General features: G+C 53.6%; 19 protein-coding genes and 1 tRNA gene. 9 read left to right on the forward strand and 11 right to left on the reverse strand.

The window, feature by feature from the left end:
- Window positions 1–4 precede the first annotated feature (4 nt).
- From pdxA to fic, 3 genes are all read left to right on the forward strand, one after another.
- Entirely contained in the window at window positions 5–1,006 is a 1,002-nt protein-coding gene (gene pdxA, locus ACA053_RS01350; RefSeq protein WP_497396110.1) for a 4-hydroxythreonine-4-phosphate dehydrogenase PdxA, read from the forward strand.
- Window positions 1,007–1,061: 55 nt separating this feature from the next.
- Window positions 1,062–1,835, forward strand: coding sequence for a DeoR/GlpR family DNA-binding transcription regulator (locus ACA053_RS01355; RefSeq protein WP_497394389.1), 774 nt, complete (start codon window positions 1,062–1,064; stop codon window positions 1,833–1,835).
- 298 nt (window positions 1,836–2,133) lie between these two features.
- Window positions 2,134–3,258, forward strand: a complete 1,125-nt coding sequence (fic, locus tag ACA053_RS01360) for a protein adenylyltransferase Fic (protein WP_497394390.1) — start codon at window positions 2,134–2,136, stop codon at window positions 3,256–3,258.
- A 58-nt stretch (window positions 3,259–3,316) separates the two neighbouring features.
- Here fic and ACA053_RS01365 read toward each other — a convergent pair whose 3' ends face one another.
- From ACA053_RS01365 to ACA053_RS01375, 3 genes are all read right to left on the reverse strand, one after another.
- Window positions 3,317–3,610, reverse strand: a complete 294-nt coding sequence (locus tag ACA053_RS01365; protein ID WP_497394391.1) for a DUF3077 domain-containing protein — start codon at window positions 3,608–3,610, stop codon at window positions 3,317–3,319.
- A gap of 826 nt (window positions 3,611–4,436) precedes the next feature.
- Window positions 4,437–5,288, reverse strand: a complete 852-nt coding sequence (locus ACA053_RS01370; protein WP_497394392.1) for a hypothetical protein — start codon at window positions 5,286–5,288, stop codon at window positions 4,437–4,439.
- Window positions 5,289–5,299: 11 nt separating this feature from the next.
- On the reverse strand, window positions 5,300–6,217 hold the full coding sequence (locus ACA053_RS01375; protein ID WP_497394393.1) for a hypothetical protein: 918 nt from the start codon (window positions 6,215–6,217) through the stop codon (window positions 5,300–5,302).
- A 314-nt stretch (window positions 6,218–6,531) separates the two neighbouring features.
- Here ACA053_RS01375 and dgt point away from each other — a divergent pair, with 314 nt between their 5' ends.
- The 6 genes from dgt to ACA053_RS01405 all read left to right on the forward strand — a co-directional run bounded on the left by dgt (window position 6,532) and on the right by ACA053_RS01405 (window position 11,526).
- Window positions 6,532–8,013 carry a dGTPase gene (gene dgt, locus ACA053_RS01380; protein WP_497394394.1) on the forward strand — a complete coding sequence of 494 codons (1,482 nt, stop codon included), beginning with the start codon at window positions 6,532–6,534 and terminating at the stop codon, window positions 8,011–8,013.
- Window positions 8,010–8,588 carry a primase 1D-like protein gene (locus tag ACA053_RS01385; protein WP_497394395.1) on the forward strand — a complete coding sequence of 193 codons (579 nt, stop codon included), beginning with the start codon at window positions 8,010–8,012 and terminating at the stop codon, window positions 8,586–8,588. The genes dgt and ACA053_RS01385 overlap by 4 nt, the downstream gene beginning before the upstream one ends.
- A 396-nt stretch (window positions 8,589–8,984) precedes the next feature.
- Complete coding sequence (locus ACA053_RS01390; protein WP_094469609.1) at window positions 8,985–9,206, forward strand: tautomerase family protein; 222 nt, start codon at window positions 8,985–8,987, stop codon at window positions 9,204–9,206.
- The gene (locus ACA053_RS01395; RefSeq protein ID WP_497394396.1) at window positions 9,203–9,859 is read left to right on the forward strand and encodes a DsbA family oxidoreductase; all 657 of its coding nucleotides are present in this window, start codon (window positions 9,203–9,205) and stop codon (window positions 9,857–9,859) included. Before ACA053_RS01390 ends, ACA053_RS01395 begins: the two co-directional genes overlap by 4 nt.
- A 46-nt stretch (window positions 9,860–9,905) precedes the next feature.
- Window positions 9,906–10,616: an SDR family NAD(P)-dependent oxidoreductase gene (locus tag ACA053_RS01400; RefSeq protein ID WP_497394397.1), complete on the forward strand. Its 711-nt coding sequence runs from the start codon at window positions 9,906–9,908 to the stop codon at window positions 10,614–10,616.
- Window positions 10,617–10,683: 67 nt separating this feature from the next.
- Window positions 10,684–11,526, forward strand: a complete 843-nt coding sequence (locus ACA053_RS01405; RefSeq protein WP_497394398.1) for an oxidoreductase — start codon at window positions 10,684–10,686, stop codon at window positions 11,524–11,526.
- A 152-nt stretch (window positions 11,527–11,678) separates the two neighbouring features.
- On the opposite strand, the gene ACA053_RS01410 is transcribed toward ACA053_RS01405, so the two are convergent.
- The 8 genes from ACA053_RS01410 to ACA053_RS01445 all read right to left on the reverse strand — a co-directional run bounded on the left by ACA053_RS01410 (window position 11,679) and on the right by ACA053_RS01445 (window position 17,732).
- On the reverse strand, window positions 11,679–11,885 hold the full coding sequence (locus ACA053_RS01410) for a hypothetical protein (protein WP_497318154.1): 207 nt from the start codon (window positions 11,883–11,885) through the stop codon (window positions 11,679–11,681).
- 320 nt (window positions 11,886–12,205) lie between these two features.
- A tRNA-Thr gene (locus ACA053_RS01415) sits at window positions 12,206–12,281 on the reverse strand.
- Between the two features lie 78 nt (window positions 12,282–12,359).
- Window positions 12,360–13,184, reverse strand: coding sequence for an FkbM family methyltransferase (locus ACA053_RS01420; protein WP_497314981.1), 825 nt, complete (start codon window positions 13,182–13,184; stop codon window positions 12,360–12,362).
- Window positions 13,185–13,528: 344 nt separating this feature from the next.
- Window positions 13,529–14,758, reverse strand: coding sequence for a methyltransferase (locus ACA053_RS01425; protein ID WP_497394399.1), 1,230 nt, complete (start codon window positions 14,756–14,758; stop codon window positions 13,529–13,531).
- Window positions 14,739–15,428 carry an ABC transporter permease gene (locus ACA053_RS01430; RefSeq protein WP_109627445.1) on the reverse strand — a complete coding sequence of 230 codons (690 nt, stop codon included), beginning with the start codon at window positions 15,426–15,428 and terminating at the stop codon, window positions 14,739–14,741. The genes ACA053_RS01425 and ACA053_RS01430 overlap by 20 nt, the downstream gene beginning before the upstream one ends.
- Entirely contained in the window at window positions 15,425–16,120 is a 696-nt protein-coding gene (locus ACA053_RS01435; protein ID WP_059406395.1) for an ABC transporter permease, read from the reverse strand. The genes ACA053_RS01430 and ACA053_RS01435 overlap by 4 nt, the downstream gene beginning before the upstream one ends.
- 78 nt (window positions 16,121–16,198) lie before the next feature.
- A complete protein-coding gene (locus ACA053_RS01440) occupies window positions 16,199–16,945 on the reverse strand; it encodes an ABC transporter substrate-binding protein (RefSeq protein WP_109627446.1) in 747 nt (248 codons plus the stop codon).
- A 13-nt stretch (window positions 16,946–16,958) separates the two neighbouring features.
- A complete protein-coding gene (locus tag ACA053_RS01445; protein ID WP_007897462.1) occupies window positions 16,959–17,732 on the reverse strand; it encodes an ABC transporter ATP-binding protein in 774 nt (257 codons plus the stop codon).
- Window positions 17,733–18,221 lie beyond the last annotated feature (489 nt).

Consider the following 18,221-nt stretch of genomic DNA (forward strand, 5'->3'; position numbering starts at 1 on the left):
CACTATGAGCAACTACCTGCCCATCATCGGCATCACCATGGGCGACGCCACCGGTGTCGGTCCGGAAATCATCGTCAAGAGCCTGACTCATGACGTCGTCTACCAACAATGCCGGCCGCTGGTGATCGGTGATGCCCGTCGCCTCGAACAGGCCAACGTCATCGTCGGCGGCAGCGCCAAAGTGCGCCGCATCGAAGACGCCTCCCAAGCGCTGTACGAAGCCGGCACCATTGACTGCATCGACCTCGACCTGATCCCCGACGACCTGCCGTTTGGCGAGCTGTCGCCCATCGCCGGTGACGCCGCTTTTCAGTACATCGCCCGCGCCGTGCAACTCGCCGAAGCCAGCCAGATCGACGCGATCTGCACCGCGCCGCTGAACAAGGAAGCGCTGCACGCTGGCGGCCACAAATACCCTGGCCACACCGAAATGCTCGCGCACCTGACCAACGTCGACGAAGTGTCGATGATGCTCGTGGCGCCGCAACTGCGCGTGATTCACGTCACGACCCACATCGGCATCATCGACGCGATCCGCAAGATCGAGCCGGGCCTGGTCCAGCGCACCATTGAGCGCGGCAACGCGACACTGATCAAGGCCGGCATCGCCAGACCGCGAATCGGCGTTTGCGGGATCAATCCCCATGCCGGTGAAAACGGCTTGTTCGGCTACGGCGAAGAGGAAGAAAAAATCATCCCGGCGGTGAAGCTGCTCCAGGAACGCGGCCTCGACGTCACCGGCCCACTGCCCGCCGACACCCTGTTCTTCCGCGCCGGCCGCGGCGACTTCGATCTGGTGGTGGCGATGTATCACGACCAGGGCCACGGCCCGGTCAAAGTGCTCGGTCTGGAAGCGGGCGTGAACGTCACCGTCGGCCTGGATGTGATCCGCACCTCTGTCGACCACGGCACTGCGTTTGATATCGCCGGCAAAGGCATCGCCGATGAACGCAGCCTGCTCGAAGCGCTGCGCCAGGGCGCCGAGCTTGCCACGCGACGGGGATGAGTCGCGTGGGTGCTGTCGTGTAAGATCGACCACCGTCCACACAACGAGACCCGCCATGAAAGCCTCCGAACGCCACCGCGCCATCCTCGATCTCGTACGCATTGGCGACGCCAACGTCGAGCAATTGAGCGCGGCACTCGGAGTCTCGGAAGCCACGGTGCGACGCGACCTGACCATGCTCGCCAAACAGCGGCACCTGGTGCGGACCTACGGCGGCGCCACTTCAGTTGTCGGCGTTCATGAGCCGGAAGCCTCGCTCGAAGAACGCAAAACGTCGCAGTGGGAACAGAAAGACGCCATCGCCCAGGCTGCGGCCGCTCATGTTCAGGATGGCGATACCGTGCTGCTCGACGGCGGCACCACGTGTGCTGCGCTGGCCCATCATCTTTGCTCGCGACAAGACGTGCATGTAGTGACCAACAACTTGCTGGCCGTGATGACCTTGGCCAATGCGCCGGGCGTGCGGCTGACTTTGATCGGCGGTGATTTGCGCGGTTCGAGCATGAGCACGCTGGGGCCGTTGGCGGAACTGACGTTGAGTCGGTTGAGTGTCGACAAAGCCTTTCTTGGTGCTGATGGTGTAGTTGCGGAGTTTGGGTTGTGTGAAGCGAGTGCGCAGCAGGCGTATTTGAAGGAATGCATCATCAAGCGAGCGGCGCAGATTGTTGTTCTTGCCGACACCGACAAGCTTGGGCGTGCGCGGCAGCAGCACTGGACGCCGATTGATCGGGAGTGGCGGTTGATTACCGGTGCTACGGCGGATGAGGCGGCGCTTGCACCGTTTTATGCGCTGAAGCAGATCACTGTGGAGACAGTAGACGTCGCTTGATCGCTCCGTGGCGAGGGAGCTTGCTCCCGCTGGGCTGCGCAGCGGCCCCAAAAATCTGCGAAGCAACACCGTTTGTTTGCACTCAAGCAGTAGCAATTGCCCTCGCGACAAGACTCATGTCGCAAAAAGCCAATTTCGGCGACACGTGTCGCCAACATGTCGTCCGCGGCGACACGTTCCAAAGACGTGTCGCAAAAAGTGAAAAATTGCGACACGTTATGACCTCATGTCTACACTGGCGACATGAGTGAAGCCAATCTTTGCTCAAAAAACATACAAAATGACCAGGATCGCGTCCATGACCGAATCGTTACTGCCATGGCAGGCTGACAGGCCATACAACCAACTACCGTTGTTGCCGCCAGGAATTGAGCTGGAAACACGTGCAGTCCTCAAAAAATGCATTGAGGCACGTACCGCGTTGGCTGAACTGAAACAGGCAGCAGAGTTGATCCCGAATCAGACGGTCCTGATCAATACAATTCCGCTGCTGGAAGCCAAAGACAGTTCGGAAATAGAAAGCATCGTCACCACAACGGATTTGCTGTTCCAGCATGCGCAAGACACTGAAAACCATGCGGACCCGGCAACCAAGGAAGCTCTGCGTTATCGAACAGCGCTGAATCAAGGCTTCCAATCCTTGGCCCAACGACCGCTGTCCACCAACACCGCTGTAGAAATCTGTCGCACCCTAAAAGGTGTGAAGTTGGATATCCGCCGCACGCCAGGCACCCAACTCGCGAACGATCGTACCGGCGAAGTTATCTACACCCCGCCCGAGGGGGAGGAACACTTACGAAACCTCCTCGCCAACTGGGAACGCTTCCTTCACAACGAAACCGATCTCGATCCCCTTGTTCGTATGGCAGTCGGGCACTATCAATTTGAGGCTATCCATCCTTTTATCGACGGTAACGGTCGCACCGGAAGGGTTATAAACACGTTGTTTTTGATCCAGGAAGGCCTGCTAAACCTGCCTATCCTCTACCTCAGTCGCTACATCATTGCCTACCGTGCCGATTATTACCGGCTCTTGCTGGAGGTCACGACTAAACAGGCTTGGGAACCTTGGCTGTTGTTCATGCTAAGCGCCGTAGAAGAAACCGCTCGGTGGACGACGGCCAAGATTGCGGCGATTCGGGCGTTGTCCGAACACACCACACTGTTTGTGCGTGAGCAACTGCCAAAAACCTACACGCGTGAACTGGTCGATGTCATTTTCGAGCAGCCTTACTGCCGTATCAGCAACGTCGTCGAGAAGAAAATTGCTCAGCGCCAGGCCGCGTCTCGTCACCTGAAAGACCTCGTGACTATTGGAGTGTTAGAAGAGGTTCAGGTAGGTAAGGAGAAGCTTTTCATCCATCCGAAATTGATGCAGTTACTTGTCCGCGATAGCAACGAATTCAGACATTACGCTGGTTAAAACAGCGGAAACTAAAAAGCCCCGATTGATTCGGGGCTTTTCATGCGTGCAATTTAGATCACGTTACGACGTTCGCGGCTCGGTTGTTACACGGTGCATCGAGCACCTTCACCACGTCATCGATGATCGCCTTGCTCATATCCTGCAAATAATGCGATGCCCAGGCATGCCGGTCGGTGTCGCGAACCATGGCCGCGTCTGATGCGAGCAGTTTGGCGACGTGGAGCAAATCGGAGGCGTGGGAGAGGGCTTCGATCACCGGGACGCCGGCGTTGATGCGGAAAAGCGGTTCGTTGGCGTGGTAGGAGAAGGGGGTGAGCCCGATGGTTTTGAGGTCTTTGGGGTTGGTCATTGGGCACCTCCGGTTTTTGGGCGGTGGTGGGCGTGTAGCGGGGGAGACGTTGAGCAAATTTTGAACGGAACGATAGCGGGCATCAGCAAAAACTCCTGAATCAAAGTTAGAGCTACCACGTTCGTTCTCAGGCGAATGGGTGGCAGCTATGCGCGGGCTGAGAAACCGGAGATACAGGAACCCGGCAGACCCGAAGGTCTCCCACGCACAGCCGCCATTACACAGAAATGCAGGCACAAAAAACGCCAACAATCGTGATTATGGGCGCTTGTGCGCCTGTATCTTACTCGGGTTCTCAGGCCCGGTCGCTGAATTGGCAGCGACGGTCTGAAGGTAGCTTGAGGGCGGCGTATGCGCAATCGTGGCTAGGTGGTGGCGTGGTGTGAATGGTTTAGTGATTTTTATGGCGGGGCAATAATTTTTAATAAAGTCCGCGAATTAAACTTCAAAGAATTTTTGATATGGCCACAACGGAATTGAGGTGCAGGAGGAAAACTTAAATAGTTTGAATAAGGTAATTAACTGTTGCGGCGGTTCAGGATGCGGGAGGTGGTCAGTGTATTGAAGGATATAACTAATAAGGCGCAATATTTTAATATTTTAATATTTAAAGGAGAAAATTTGGTCGTTGCTTGCGGTTTAGTCTGACGAAGCTATAATGCCAAGAGTAAGTATGGCGGCCATATTCTAGTAAGTATAGACGGCTCTATGGGGTTGGCGAGTTCTCAAGAGTGCTGTAAATATATTGTGAAGTAAACCTCCAGATCCAGATCCAGATCCAGATCCAGGTTCGGGAGGTTAGTGCTCTGTTGTTTTGTAAGTTAAATCATGCCCGGGTGGTGCCAATAGTTAGATACTTAATAAAGCGATTGTAGTGAAATTCATTTAGTTCGCTAACGAATGCTTTTAGTTTTTCACTTGCGTTAGCGTTCCCGAGTAAAGTTGCCCTAGAGCAATCGTAGGTTTTTGTTAGTTGTGAAAGTTCGAGGATTAATTCGGCACGACCTTCACCATATGAACGAAGGAAAGTTTTTTTAGGGGAGATTTTTGAAACTTCATCTATTAAAAGTCCGCCCCCATAGACGCAGTTATCTACAATAATGTAGGCCCAATGTTTAAAGGGTACTATCTCATCAGGCACTGTGCAGTTGAATTCTGGCGAGGTACAATCGACTCGTCCGAATCTTTCATTCAGCGTCTTGCCAAATGCATAAAATTTATCCGTTGCATTCCCTAGCATCTCTACGTTCTCATAAAGTAAGTTGAATTCACTACTGCTCTTTAAGCACTCTCCATCTCTATCGAAATTAGTTGAGCCAGCAGAACGTAAGCTTATTGCGAGATCGGAAATATCATCAAGTGCTGTCGGGTTGAAAACAATCTGTATCGGTCCATACGGGTTTGGAAAAGATTTAGATTGGGGTCTTGCGAAATTATTTCCGAAATCAGAAAAATTACCGAAAACTTTATCCCAGAGTTGATGTTTTTTGTCGATCTGATCTGTTTCAAATACTGTAAAATTTAAATTGCTATTCGATATTTTATTTCTCGATGGGATTCCGCCAAGTTCAATATAAGATCTGAAATCTTGAAGTTGGCAAGCGTGAAATAATTTTGTCTGGCGACGGGTGAGCTCGTTCTTTATTGCATTTATTTCCGATCGATTTGATATTGTCATGTAAATCTTCCCTAGATTAGTCTTTCTTGTTTATTTATTGTGGTGTTGTAACTAAGCTCTGATGTTTTTAGGCGGTGAATCAAATTTTCTTGCTGGGTTGTCAGTAATTCTTCTAAATAGGAAGACGCGTCATTCCAAATTTGTTCTGCTTTGGTTATGTCTAGTCCGTACTTAGATAGGCGCCATGATTTTTCTCTGGTCCACCAATAAGAGTCTTCTAATCCATAACATTTTGCGCTCTCTAGATAAAATTGAATCCAACCGAGGATTTCTTTGTCTATCTTAAGTTTGTCTTCACAGCGGTTGAGTGCTCTCTTGCCTTCCGGAGTATGTTTATCAATTGCAACCCAGTATGGAAAAGTATTGTCGCTCTCAACCGAAACTGTTTTTTGCGAAGGTATCGCCGCTGTAGCTGATAAATAGGCTGTAGATATGGCAAATGCTTTATCCCAAGGCCAGCCAGCAAATCTGAACCCGCTCTCCGCATGCGTCACTATTTTAGTTTGTCTTTCGTTAAGCTCGATATTTTTAACCCAAGACCAGAAATCATTAGGTCTTTTGATTGCTTCACAAATGATCTTCAAGTGACGGTTGTTTGAATCGTTGCTAATGAGTACAGAGCTATTCCCTTGGGAGAGTTCATATGCAAGACTACCTAATCCAGCAGCATCTTTATTCTTGTTTGATTTTGCCAGAGCAACATACTGAGAAATCAGGTTCTCTGGGTCTGGGTTGAAATTGATGTTTTCAGCCGTTTGCCAGCACTCCTCAAAGGATATAACTCCGAGCCTGCTCCTTAACCATAACGTTTCATTATGATCTATGAGCCGTATCGTAGCTGACACTGTAACTCGCACATCAGCTCTGCGCACGGCTTTTTGCAATAGAGATCTGCATATTGCATCGATTGGAGTTCGGATTTGCGTCATTATTTAAGCTAGTCCCTTGCCACTTATTTGAAATCTAATTTGGAGAAAATGCTTGCCGGGCTAGTTTGCTTTCTGAACTTTACACTATCTGTTATAAATTAGTCAATTTGTTGTATTTGCTTGGTTGTGGGGTTTTGATGTTTTTGTGCCGCGGGGTTGATGCAAGTTGTTCACGCTTGTTGTTAGCGTTGTTTTAGACGACTTGTGAATATTGTTAAGTTTTAAAAAAACTAGCAAAGGAATGGTTTTTTTGATAAAAATGTTTGCTGGTCGGCGTAGGTTCAGCTTTTTAGTTATAAAAATAAGGAAGTGAGATGAGTTCGATTTATAAGGAGTTGCTTTCAATAAAGCGGTTTAGGGCTTCAGCGGTGGGTGACAGAAGCACACTTCTGGAAGCGGAAAGTGACCGGGGACGGTTGCTATTTTGCCCAGCGTTTCGACGCTTGCAACAAAAGGCTCAAGTGTTTTCGTTGGAATCAAATGCCGCGGTAAGAAGCCGACTTACTCACTCGTTAGAAGTATCCCAGATGGGGCGATATATTGCAGATCAAGTATCACTACAATTAATTGAGAGAGAGTGGGCAACACCTTTAGAGTGTGCGGCACTAACTACTTTTGTTGAAACTGCTTGTTTGATGCATGATATTGGAAATCCACCTTTTGGCCATTTTGGCGAATCCGCTATATCTCAGTGGTTCAGGGAAAAAGGACGTGATGCGATTCTAAAATCTTTCTCAAGCCCAGATTTTAGCTTGTCTGAGCTCGAAAGTGTTAAGATCGCAAATGCTTTGGCGGACTTTACTGAGTTTGATGGTAATCCTCAAGGGATTAGAGTAGTCACTAAATTGCAGCGGAACGCCGATGAGTACGGACTAAATTTAACTATTACCACCATTGCATCTTACTTGAAGTATGTGAGGCCAAGTGGCAGTACGGATAAGGTTTCTGCGCCGTTCACTAAAAAATGTGGCTATTTTTCAACAGAAGCTAACTTGGTGCAACAGGTTTGGACCGGATTAGAGTATAAGTCGCCGCAACGTTTTCCCTTGGCTTACATAATGGAGGCGGCAGACGATATTGCTTACTGTATTAGTGATCTCGAGGACTCAATTGAAAAAGGTCTTTTGGAAAAAGAAAAAGCACTAGCTGATATATACGAAGCCTGGACGGGAAAGGGGCCTTATGATGATGAGGTTTCAGCAAGCATCAATACTGTATTGGCTGACGCTGTAAGAGGCCATAGAGAGAATGGATCTGTATTCACGTATACGGATTTTAGAACAAGTTTGAATAGACATCTTGTGGTATTTTCAGCCTCTCAATATATACAGTGTCATGCTGAAATTTTGAAGGGGACATGCTTGTCTCTTATACCCGCAAACTCGTCTGCGGGGAAAATACTGGAAACTTTGAAAGACTATTGTCGAGAGAAGGTCTATCGGCATGAATCAGTTCAAATGGTAGAGCTTGCTGGTTACAGAGCCATTTATGGGTTGTTGGATCAATTCAAGTGCTTGCTTGAAGCAAGTGAAAGTAGGTTTGTTAGTTCTCTAAAATATGAGAGTAGAGACAGTGCGGGGAAACCCATAATTGTTGAAAATAAGCTGCTTAGCATTTTGCCAAAAAATTACAAGGCGGTTTACGAGGAACATCGAGCGAAGCTGGATCCCCAAAGTCACGATTATAAATTTTTGGAGTGGAACCTTCGCGCACATTTAATTACCGATTTTATATCCGGTATGACAGACGACTTTGCCATAAAGACATATCAAATTTTGAATGGGATAAAGCTGTGAATGTATTTCTCTTTGATGAACATCCTTATTGGGGTGTGCGTTCCGTCATTGAGGCTAGTTTAGATGTAATGGGTCTATGCTTTAGTTATTACACATACACGCCTCAATCGCTGATTGATGAGCGAACGGTTTTTTCTATTTCACGAGTCGATTTTCTCAACGAAAATTTTATTAAACGGATGATTTATAACGCTCCAGTGGGGCAAGAGCTTGCAATACACTCTACAGTGGCCATGAGAAGCGGGCATTACATGCATTTGCCGATGATAGATATGTCTACTGGTTCTCCCGCACAGCTAGAAAAGGTCCGACCCATTCTCGGTGAAGAAATTTTCTTGAGTTTTGATTGGTACAAAAGCGGGCGTTCTTATCATGGATATGGAGGATATTTGATGGGGCAGCGAGAGTGGGCTACGCAGATGGGCAAGCTCCTTCTAGTAAATCAAACAGGGTTGCCCCCTACCGTTGATCCTAGATGGGTAGGCCACCGTTTGATCGCAGGATATGCTGCGTTACGTTGGACAAAAAACACTGCACATTATGTCGATATTCCACGTCGAATTTTGAACCGATAGCTATTCTGAAGGTGAGTTTTATTCTGTGCTTGATTTCTAGGCAGATTCCTATAATAGCTAGCTATTAGCTCATTGAAAATTTGTGATGGTGCCAGTGGAAAGTTGAGGCCTTCATTGTAAAAACCATTTGGCTTGCGGCTTGCTAGTGAATGAAAATGAAACGGATCATCCGCGAATTGAATGGCCATGAAGGCGTTACAAGCCATTTAGTCGATATCCAATCCAGCAGATTGATCGTTTCGGAAGTAAGCGTACGCTGTCTGAGCGAAAGTATTCATTACGCCACGTAACTAATGATGTTCCCGCCCCCACCTTTATCCCCTCCAGCTAACTCCATACATTGAGCTCCAACGCCGACCCATTCATTCCGAAGGGAAGGTCACTTGGAGATTCCTCATGCCTTTCGTAAGCGTACGCATCACCCGCGATGGCGTTACCTCTGAGCAGAAAGCTCAGGTGATCGCCGAAATCACTGAAACCCTGGAACGCGTCCTGAAGAAGGATCCGCACCTGACCCACATCGTGATCGAAGAAGTCGACACCGATAACTGGGGCTACGCCGGCATCACCACCACTAAGTACCGCAAGGAACTGGCAGAGGCGGAGGGCAAGTCATGACCGCGTCCGTCTCCATCGATTTCATCTCCGACGTGGTGTGTCCGTGGTGCGCATTGGGTGCGACGGCGCTGGAGCAGGCGATCGAGAACGTGGCCGGTGAAATTTCGGTGGAGCTGACCTACAAGCCTTTCGAGTTGAACCCAGACATGCCGGCGGTCGGTGAAAAAGCGGTCGAGCATTTGATGCGCAAATATGGACGCACCGCCGCAGACGTCGCCGCCGGCAAGGCGATGCAGATCGAACGTGGCGCAGCCCTTGGCTTCAAGTTCGATCTGGAGAAGCGCACCCACTTCTACAACACGTTTGATGCGCATCGGCTGCTGTTGTGGGCGTTGCAGGAAGGGCGGCAGGTCGCTCTCAAGAAAATCCTGCTCCGCGCTTATTTCACCGACGGCCAGAACCCGAGCGATCGCGAGACGCTGGTTCGTCTGGCGGCTGAAGCAGGACTGGATGCGGCGGCTGCTCAAGAGGTGTTGGCGTCCGGCGCGTTTGCCAAAGAAGTGCGTGAGCTTGAAGCGTTTTACCGCCAGCACGGCATCAACTCGGTTCCGGCCATGGTGCTGAACGGCCGCCACCTGGTGTCCGGTTCGCAGTCGGTCGAGTACTACGAACAAGTGCTGAGACAAATGGCCAAGGCCCCCGCCGAAGCCTGATTTTTACTTACTTTTTCAAACCATTCTTAATTAGTAGAGGTTCATCATGAGCAATTCGAAAAAAGTCATCGTTATCACTGGCGCATCCCAAGGTCTCGGCGCAGGCATGGTCAAAGCCTTCCGCGAACTGGATTACAAAGTCGTCGCCACTTCGCGTTCGATCAAACCGTCCACCGACCCGGACATCCTCACCGTGGCGGGCGACATCGGCGACCCGGCTGTTGCGCAGCAAGTGATTCGTGAAGCCATCGCACGTTTTGGCCGCATCGATACTCTGGTCAACAACGCCGGGATCTTTGTTGCCAAGCCGTTCACTGCCTACACCCCTGAAGACTACGCCGCGGTGTTGTCGGTGAACCTGAATGGCTTCTTCTATATCACCCAACTCGCGATCGCCGAGATGGAAAAACACGGCAAAGGCCACGTCGTCAGCATCACCACCAGCCTGACAGACCACGCAATTGACGGTGTGCCGTCGGTACTGGCTTCGCTGACCAAAGGTGGTTTGAACGCGGCGACCAAATCCCTGGCGATTGAGTACGCCAAGCGCGGGATTCGGGTGAACGCGGTTTCCCCTGGCATCATCAAGACCCCGATGCACGGCGAAGAAACCCATGCAGCGCTGGGCAGTCTGCACCCGGTCGGCCACATGGGCGAAATCAACGACATCGCTCAGGCGGTTGTGTATCTGGACAACGCCAACTTCGTCACCGGCGAAATCCTGCACGTCGATGGCGGTCAGAGCGCCGGTCACTAAGACCTGGGTTGACTTGTCCGCAGCGCCGTCGATCACTATCGACGGCGTTTTTATTGGAGAACGCAGCATGAACACCCACGTTCACAAGGTTTTCCTGATCACCGGCGTCAGTTCAGGTTTCGGCCTGGCCTTTTCGCGAGCAGCGCTGGCGGCGGGGCACACGGTGGTTGGTACGGTGCGGCGCGAATCCGAGCGAGCCGCGTTCGAAGCGCTGGACGCCCATCGAGCTAAAGCGTTCGTGCTCGACGTCACCGATTTTCCGGCCATCGAGCCGTTGGTGGCTGACATCCTGCGCGAAGTGGGGCAAATCGACGTGTTGGTGAACAACGCGGGCTATGGTCATGAAGGCATTCTCGAAGAGTCGCCGCTGACTGAAATGCAGCGCCAGTTCGACGTCAATGTGTTTGGCGCGGTGGCAATGATGAAAGCGGTGCTGCCCGGCATGCGCGAACGGCGTAGCGGGCATATCGTCAACATCACCTCCATGGCCGGCTTCATCACGTTACCGGGCATCGCTTACTACAGCGGCAGCAAATTCGCACTGGAAGGCATCAGCGAAGCGCTGGCTAAAGAAGTCGAAAGCCTGGGCATTCACGTAACCGCCGTGGCACCTGGCTCATTTCGTACCGAATGGGCGGGGCGCTCGATGATCCGCTCCGGTCGCACTTTGAGTGACTATGACGCGGTGTTCGATCCGGTGCGCAAGGCGCGGGAAGAGAAGAGTGGCAAACAGGCCGGTGATCCGCACAAAGCGGCGCAGGCGTTGCTGACCTTGGTCGCTGCCGAAAAACCGCCGGTTCATTTGTTGCTGGGTAAGGATGCGGTGAGATTGGTGCGTGAAAAGATTGCGCGGTTGCAGGGGGAAATTGATGCTTGGGAGCAGCTTTCGGTTTCGACGGAGTTTGAGTGATTGCTGGCCGCTGTATAAAAATCCAAAACCCAGAAACAACAAAGCCCTCGTATTTCTACGAGGGCTTTGTTTTGTGGTGTCGGCAATAGACCTGAGAATCATCTGGGCGCCCCCCACCTCTCGTAGGTGGGGAGGGATCCCATTCGCTACAGTCAGAAAAGCGCCACGTCTTCTTCGTCGGGGACTTCGTCCGTAACAATCACTCGTGCGTGCGCGCTGTGCTCGTCCTCCATACGCAACCCGAAGTAGCGGGTATCGTTGGCGTCCCAAAATGCCTCTATCTGCGCCATGGGTGCATGTTCAAGCAGCACCTCGGCGCTGTGCTCCAAGATGATCGAGTAACGTCGTTCGGTGTTCATTACTAAGGGGCTCGCAACGGCGGAGTGAAGTGGCAGGTTGTGCATAAGCACTGCTGTCATTATGCCGCCTCACTGATTTTCAACCGTAACCGCTCATCGTTTCGGTGAGGTATGTAGATGCGCGGTACCAGAATTGGATGCATCGATTCCGCACGCAAGTATCTTGGAAAAGCAGCTTTTGTCTTGGTCAGTAGAGCGTCGTTGGGTTTGACGGACTCATCGCGAGCAGGCTCGCTCCCACAGGTTCCAGTGTGTGGACGAAAAGTGGACGTTCCAGAAACAACAAAGCCCCTGCATTTCTGCAGGGGCTTTGTTTTGTATGGTGCCGGCACCAGGAGTCGAACCCGGGACCTACTGATTACAAGTCAGTTGCTCTACCAACTGAGCTATACCGGCGTGTTAGGGCGACGATTATAGCGATTGGATTGGTTCTGTAAACCCCTGAATTCAGACTATTTTTACGCAGCCTTCAAGTCAGGCGCGGAGCAGGGTTTTCTTGAGTTTCTGAAGAGCTTTCCAGGTGCGGCTGTTTTGCATCGCTCGCAGCTGCGCTTCGGCCTGTTCGGCGCGTTGCACAGCGGCGGCGAGCTGGTGTTCGGCGTCGCTGACGGGGTGGCTGAAGTTGTGGCCTTTACAGAACTGGAACTCGTCCAGGTTGCACGGCGGGATGTCGAAGGCGGGTTTGAGGTTCAGGTGTTCTTCGGCGAGGTAGTAAGTGTTGATGCCGTCGAACAGGATGGAGTGGTAGCCGGCGCCGGTGACGAGGGTTTCCCAGACTTGGTCGCGGTCCCACGGGGTTTCGATGAGGATGATCCACGGACGCCATTGGGTGAAGTCCATGCCGCGCAGGACGGTTTCTTCGTGGCCTTCGACGTCGATTTTCAGGAAGTGAATCTCGCGGCCTTGGGCGTGTTCTTCGCAGATGGAGGTCAGGGTGCGGGACTGGACGGTTTGGCTGCGCACGTCCATGCCGGCGTCTTTGTGCATTTGCGCCATCGCCGGGTCCAGTGTCGAGAGGCCGGTACCGGCGATGCCATAGAAGGTCAGGTCGTCGGCGCTTTCGCCGGCCACGCATTGCAGGTTGGTGTCGTTGGGGCGTTCCTGGCACAGGGCGTCGTAGTAAATGGGCATCGGTTCGACATTGATGCCAGTCCAGCCACGGTCATAGAAAGCTTTGGTCACGGAGTCGTGGGTGGGGTGGTTGGCGCCGACGTCGATGTAGAAGCCGTCTTCCACGGTTTTGAGGGCGCGCCACAGGCGTATGTCTTCGAAATTCTGTGCGTAAGAAATGAACGTCACTGTGGCTTCCTGTCTGTCAGAGATTTCTTGTTCTTCGGCGCGCTGTTGGCGCTCCTGTCTGCCTGTATAACAAGGGTGGTCGCGGCACGCAATTTTCCGCCGAGCGCGACCGGGTTTCGGCGGTTATGTAGTTTTCGTCTGATGCTTATGCACAACGGGCGTACTCAGAAACGGCGCTCATGACTTTTTTGTGGACCCGTTCTCATTTGTGCGCAAATGCCTGTTTTTCTCGGTTTTTTATCAGGTGTACGAAAATTGAACAGTTGCGTTTCACCCCTGAAACAGCTGCTTATATTGGATCCACGATAATTTCATCAACAGAGTTATCCACAGGCTTTGGATTTTTATGGGCGTTCGGCAAGGAGCAGGAAGTTGCGCGGCGTGAGCGGGGTTTCGCAGAAGGTTCCGAGCCGAACGGTGTAACCCTGATCGGCGAGGAAAAGAGCCCGATCGAGTACCAGCCAAAGCTCCAGCGGGCGTCGGAAAAGGCCGCGCAGCAGTTCCAGGTTGCGTACTTCGGCGAGTCGTTGCCAGCCAGCGGCTTCGAGTGCGGACCAATCTTGCGGGCCGACTGTGGATAACTCTTTCAGCTCGGCCAGATGATGGCAGTAGTCGGCAAAGGATTTGTCCAGCCAGGTACTGGGCAAGGAAGGGGTCGGCAGGTAGTCGTCAATGCCGCGCAGTTGCCGTTGTAACAGGTCGAAACCCAAGCGCCGGGCCATGGAGGTATCGCGCTGGCGTCGGACGCGAGCCCCGGCGGTGACAGTTTCGCTCATCGGCAGCGAGAGATCGTCGAGCGAGAGTTGTAGGTCGGATCGCAAACCGGTCGGGGAAAGCGCTTGGTACGCAGGAAGGTTGATCCGGTTATAGCAGCAGGGCGCGATGGCCAACTGTTTGCAGCCTGCCGCACTGGCGAGCTGCATCAACCGTACATGCAGATCCCCGCAGGCGTGCAGCGCTACTGGCGTGTGATCGGCATTCAACATAGCCGCAGCATCCACCGCGAGTACATCCTGTTCGACATGCAGCGCATGCAAGTGATGACGTTGGCTAAGTGCCTGACCACTGGCAACCAGCGCCGGGTCGTATTCCAGACACGTCAGTTGTTGCCCGGGTTGCAGCAAACGCCGACCCAAGTGGCCCTTGCCCGAACACCAATCCAGCCAATGCTTCGGCGGCGAGGTAAACGCCAAGCGACTGGCAAATGCCTCAATCTGCTGCCACTTGCGCCCCGGCACATCAACATTCAATCGATGCCCGGCGGCCTCCAGTGCATGCGCCGGCATCTCACCCACCGAACTCAGCTCAAGAGACAACGCCGCCAACGAAGCAAACGGCTCCGGCGCATCCAGTAAACATGGTTGGTTATGACTGCTTTCCGCCTCCTCCAGCGACCGCCCCCGTAGCCAAATCGCCAGTTCCGGGTAGGACGCTTCCCAAGGAAGCTGCAGATGAGTAAACGGACGAGGTTTCCACAACGCCTGATGCTCAATCAGAAAAGCATCCAGCGCCAGGAAACGGGCGAGTAAGGCGTCGCCCGTCAGCACGTGGGAATCAACGCCCTTGGCAGGCATCGACGCGCAGCCAGCGCTCCAGCAGCTTGAAGCCGCGAACCAGCACGTAAGCCATCAGCAGGTAGAACATGCCCGCGGCGAAGAAGATCTCCACCGGCAGGTAGGTCCGGGCAATGATCGTGCGGGCCATGCCGGTCAGTTCCAGCAGGGTCACGGTGCTGGCCAGCGCGCTGGCCTTGAGCATCAGGATCACTTCGTTGCTGTAGGCCGGCAGGCCGATGCGCGCGGCACGGGGCAGGATGATGTAGAACAGCGCCTTGGCTTTGGACATGCCCAAGGCGCGTGCGGCTTCGATCTCGCCCGGCGGAATCGCTTGAATCGCGCCGCGCAGGATCTCGGCGATGTAGGCCGCCGTGTGCAGGGTCATGGTTGCCGTGGCGCACCAGAACGGATCGCGCAGGTACGGCCACATCGAGCTGTTACGAACCGCGTCGAACTGCGCCAGGCCGTAATAGACCAGGAACAACTGAACCAGCAACGGCGTGCCACGGAAAAAGAAGATGTAGCCGTAGGGAAATGCCCGCACCCACCACAGGCGCGACGAGCGCGCGATGCCCAGCGGAATCGCCAGCAGCAACCCGGCGATCACAGCGATGGCCACCAGTTCCAGGGTCAGCGTCGCGCCTTGGGCCAGTTTCGGCAGCCACTTGATGATGACTTCCCAGTTCATTGGGTGCTCCTCGCGAAGCCGCGAGCGGCGCGTTTTTCCATGAAGTGCATACCGGTCATGGCCAAAATGGTCAGGCCCAGGTACATGAACGCGGCCACCATATAGAAGGTGAACGGCTGTTTGGACACGGTCACGCCGATTTGCGCATGGCGCATGATTTCTTCCAGGCCGATCACCGACACCAGCGCGGTGTCTTTCATCAGGATCATGAACAGGTTGCCCAGGCCGGGCAGGGCGATGCGCCACATCTGCGGCATGATCAACCGGGTAAAGATGCGGAATTTCGACAGGCCCAGGGCTACGCCCGCTTCACGGTGACCTTTGGGAATCGCCAGAATCGCACCGCGGAACACTTCCGTGGCGTAGGCGCCAAAGCACAGCCCCAGCGCAATCACGCCAGCGGCGAAGGCGTTGAGTTCGAGGTCGGGATTGCCGAAGAACTCGCCCAGTGCACGCATCAGGTTGACCGTACCGAAGTAGATCAACAGCACCCAGAGCAATTCAGGGATGCCGCGCACCAGGGTCGAATACGTACCGCCAAGCCACTGCAGCGGCTTGTACGGGGAAGTCTTGGCCAAGGCGCCGAGCAGACCGAGCACCAGCCCCAGGCACAAGGCCGAGAGTGCCAGTTTCACAGTCATCAGCGCGCCAGCGGCGAGCGCCGGGCCGAATCCGTAGAGATCGATAGTCATGGATTTCTTTTCAATTTGCAGCAGGCAATGCCAGGGGCTGGCGCCGTCAGAGAGCGGCGCCAGCCAGGCAAGTCAGAATCAATAGATGCTGAACGGGAAGTACTTGTCGTTGATCTTCTTGTAAGTGCCGTCCTCGACGATTTCTTTCAAGGCAAGGTTCAGCCTCGCGCGCAGGGTGTCGCCTTTACGCACAGCGATACCGATCTTGTCGCTTTCTTCCACCGGGTCGCCCTTGAATTCATACGAACGACCGGCGTCGCTTTTCAGCCACTCATAGTTGACGTACTTGTCCGCCAGGATGCCGTCCAGACGACCGGAAGTCAGGTCGAGGTAAGCGTTTTCCTGAGTGTCGTAGAGTTTGACTTCAACGCCGGGCATGTTGTCTTCCATCCAGGTGCCGGCGAGGGTCGCACGTTGTGCGCCGATCACTTTGCCCTGCAGGGAATCCTTGTCGGTTTTGAACTCTTTGTCTTTCGGCGCGATGAACTGCAGTTTGTTCGAGTAGTACGGTTCGGTGAAGTCCACCGCTTGCTTGCGCTCGTCGGTGATCGACATCGAGGAGATCAGGAAGTCGAACTTCTTGGCGTTCAGGGCCGGGATGATGCCGTCCCAGTCGGACGTGACCACGGTGCAGTCGACTTTCATCTTGGCGCACAGGGCGTCGCCGATTTCTTTGTCGAAGCCGACGACATTGCCACTGGCATCTTTGTTGTTGAACGGCGGGTAGGCCGCTTCGATGCCCATCTTCAAGGTTTCGGCGGCGGCACCGGCGCTGAACGCCAGGGTGACGGCGGCCGCCAGGAAGATTTTTTTGTAGTTCTGCATGCGGGTAGCTCCGTTAGCGGTTGCTGGACATGAATTGTTTGCAGCGCGCCGAAAGCGGGTTTTCGAACACCTGCTGTGGCGATCCTTGCTCTTCTACCAGGCCCTGGTGGAGGAACACCACCTCGCTGGACACTTGACGGGCGAAGCCCATTTCATGGGTGACCAACAGCATGGTGCGGCCTTCCTCGGCCAATGCGCGGATGACATTAAGTACTTCCTGGACCATTTCCGGGTCAAGGGCGGAGGTGGGTTCGTCAAACAGAATCACCTTCGGCTGCATCGCCAGCGTGCGGGCGATGGCGGCGCGTTGTTGCTGGCCGCCGGACAGTTGCGCCGGATAGGCGTGGCGTTTGTCAGCGATGCCGACCTTGGCCAGCAGGGCTTCGGCGACTTCGATGGCTTCGGCCTTGCTTTGACCGAGTACGCGGCGCGGCGCTTCGATGATGTTGTCGAGCACGCTCATGTGCGGCCAAAGATTAAAGTTTTGAAATACAAAACCAATCTCGCTGCGCAAGCGGTTGATCTGCTTGCCGTCGGCAGCGACCAGTTCGCCGTTCTTGGCGGCTTTGAGCTTGAGTTCTTCGCCGGCCACCAGGATCTGGCCCTGGTGCGGGTTTTCCAGCAGGTTGATGCAACGCAGGAACGTGGACTTGCCGGAACCGGAAGAACCCAGGATCGAGATCACGTCGCCGTCGCGGGCGGTCAGCGAGATGCCTTTGAGCACCTCAAGCTGTCCGTAGCGTTTGTGCAAGTTGCGGATTTCAAGCGCGGGCGTGGCCTCAGCCATGTGCGTTCCTCATAGTGTTTCGCTCCTGCTGTTGGTTGGCCTTCCTGGCGAGGCGGCCAAGCTAGCATAGCGTTCGAATGGCAGCCAACAGCGCTACGGGCGGTAAACGGGTGGCATGTGGCAGGTTGTCGCATCGGTACAGCAGACTGTCGCGCTGCTATCAACCGAACAGCCGTTTGAACCAGCTGCCCCGCGGGTGTCGCGTAAAAAAGGGCGCGATGTTGCCAGCTTTGACGGGGTGTTGGAAGCGCTAACCGGCCAAACGTTCCTGATCTGCACTTTTATTGTGCGTCGTGACATTTTCGGGTGTGTTTCTGGTGCGCTGGTTCGTTCCCAAAGTGGGTCGCAGGGTAACGCTCTGGCGAATTGCCATTAATCTCAATGACTTGCGATGACTGTCCGGTCACGCCACAGCCCCCGCGCATAAGGAGTTTGAAACATTTTGGCGCAATTATTGCGTGCAGAATCCGAAACGCCCTGTTGGTTTCT

The organism is Pseudomonas sp. LBUM1672 (assembly GCF_059695655.1).

Bases quoted from the DNA above. Each gene is read 5' to 3' on its own strand.
- ACA053_RS01370 (WP_497394392.1), bottom strand. From the start codon at position 5,288: ATGACAATATCAAATCGATCGGAAATAAATGCAATAAAGAACGAGCTC.
- dgt (WP_497394394.1), top strand. From the start codon at position 6,532: ATGAGTTCGATTTATAAGGAGTTGCTTTCAATAAAGCGGTTTAGGGCT.
- ACA053_RS01365 (WP_497394391.1), bottom strand. From the start codon at position 3,610: ATGACCAACCCCAAAGACCTCAAAACCATCGGGCTCACCCCCTTCTCC.
- ACA053_RS01440 (WP_109627446.1), bottom strand. From the start codon at position 16,945: ATGCAGAACTACAAAAAAATCTTCCTGGCGGCCGCCGTCACCCTGGCG.
- ACA053_RS01430 (WP_109627445.1), bottom strand. From the start codon at position 15,428: ATGAACTGGGAAGTCATCATCAAGTGGCTGCCGAAACTGGCCCAAGGC.
- ACA053_RS01410 (WP_497318154.1), bottom strand. From the start codon at position 11,885: ATGAACACCGAACGACGTTACTCGATCATCTTGGAGCACAGCGCCGAG.
- ACA053_RS01375 (WP_497394393.1), bottom strand. From the start codon at position 6,217: ATGACGCAAATCCGAACTCCAATCGATGCAATATGCAGATCTCTATTG.
- ACA053_RS01355 (WP_497394389.1), top strand. From the start codon at position 1,062: ATGAAAGCCTCCGAACGCCACCGCGCCATCCTCGATCTCGTACGCATT.
- pdxA (WP_497396110.1), top strand. From the start codon at position 5: ATGAGCAACTACCTGCCCATCATCGGCATCACCATGGGCGACGCCACC.
- ACA053_RS01445 (WP_007897462.1), bottom strand. From the start codon at position 17,732: ATGGCTGAGGCCACGCCCGCGCTTGAAATCCGCAACTTGCACAAACGC.
- ACA053_RS01395 (WP_497394396.1), top strand. From the start codon at position 9,203: ATGACCGCGTCCGTCTCCATCGATTTCATCTCCGACGTGGTGTGTCCG.
- ACA053_RS01390 (WP_094469609.1), top strand. From the start codon at position 8,985: ATGCCTTTCGTAAGCGTACGCATCACCCGCGATGGCGTTACCTCTGAG.
- ACA053_RS01435 (WP_059406395.1), bottom strand. From the start codon at position 16,120: ATGACTATCGATCTCTACGGATTCGGCCCGGCGCTCGCCGCTGGCGCG.
- ACA053_RS01400 (WP_497394397.1), top strand. From the start codon at position 9,906: ATGAGCAATTCGAAAAAAGTCATCGTTATCACTGGCGCATCCCAAGGT.
- fic (WP_497394390.1), top strand. From the start codon at position 2,134: ATGACCGAATCGTTACTGCCATGGCAGGCTGACAGGCCATACAACCAA.
- ACA053_RS01425 (WP_497394399.1), bottom strand. From the start codon at position 14,758: ATGCCTGCCAAGGGCGTTGATTCCCACGTGCTGACGGGCGACGCCTTA.
- ACA053_RS01405 (WP_497394398.1), top strand. From the start codon at position 10,684: ATGAACACCCACGTTCACAAGGTTTTCCTGATCACCGGCGTCAGTTCA.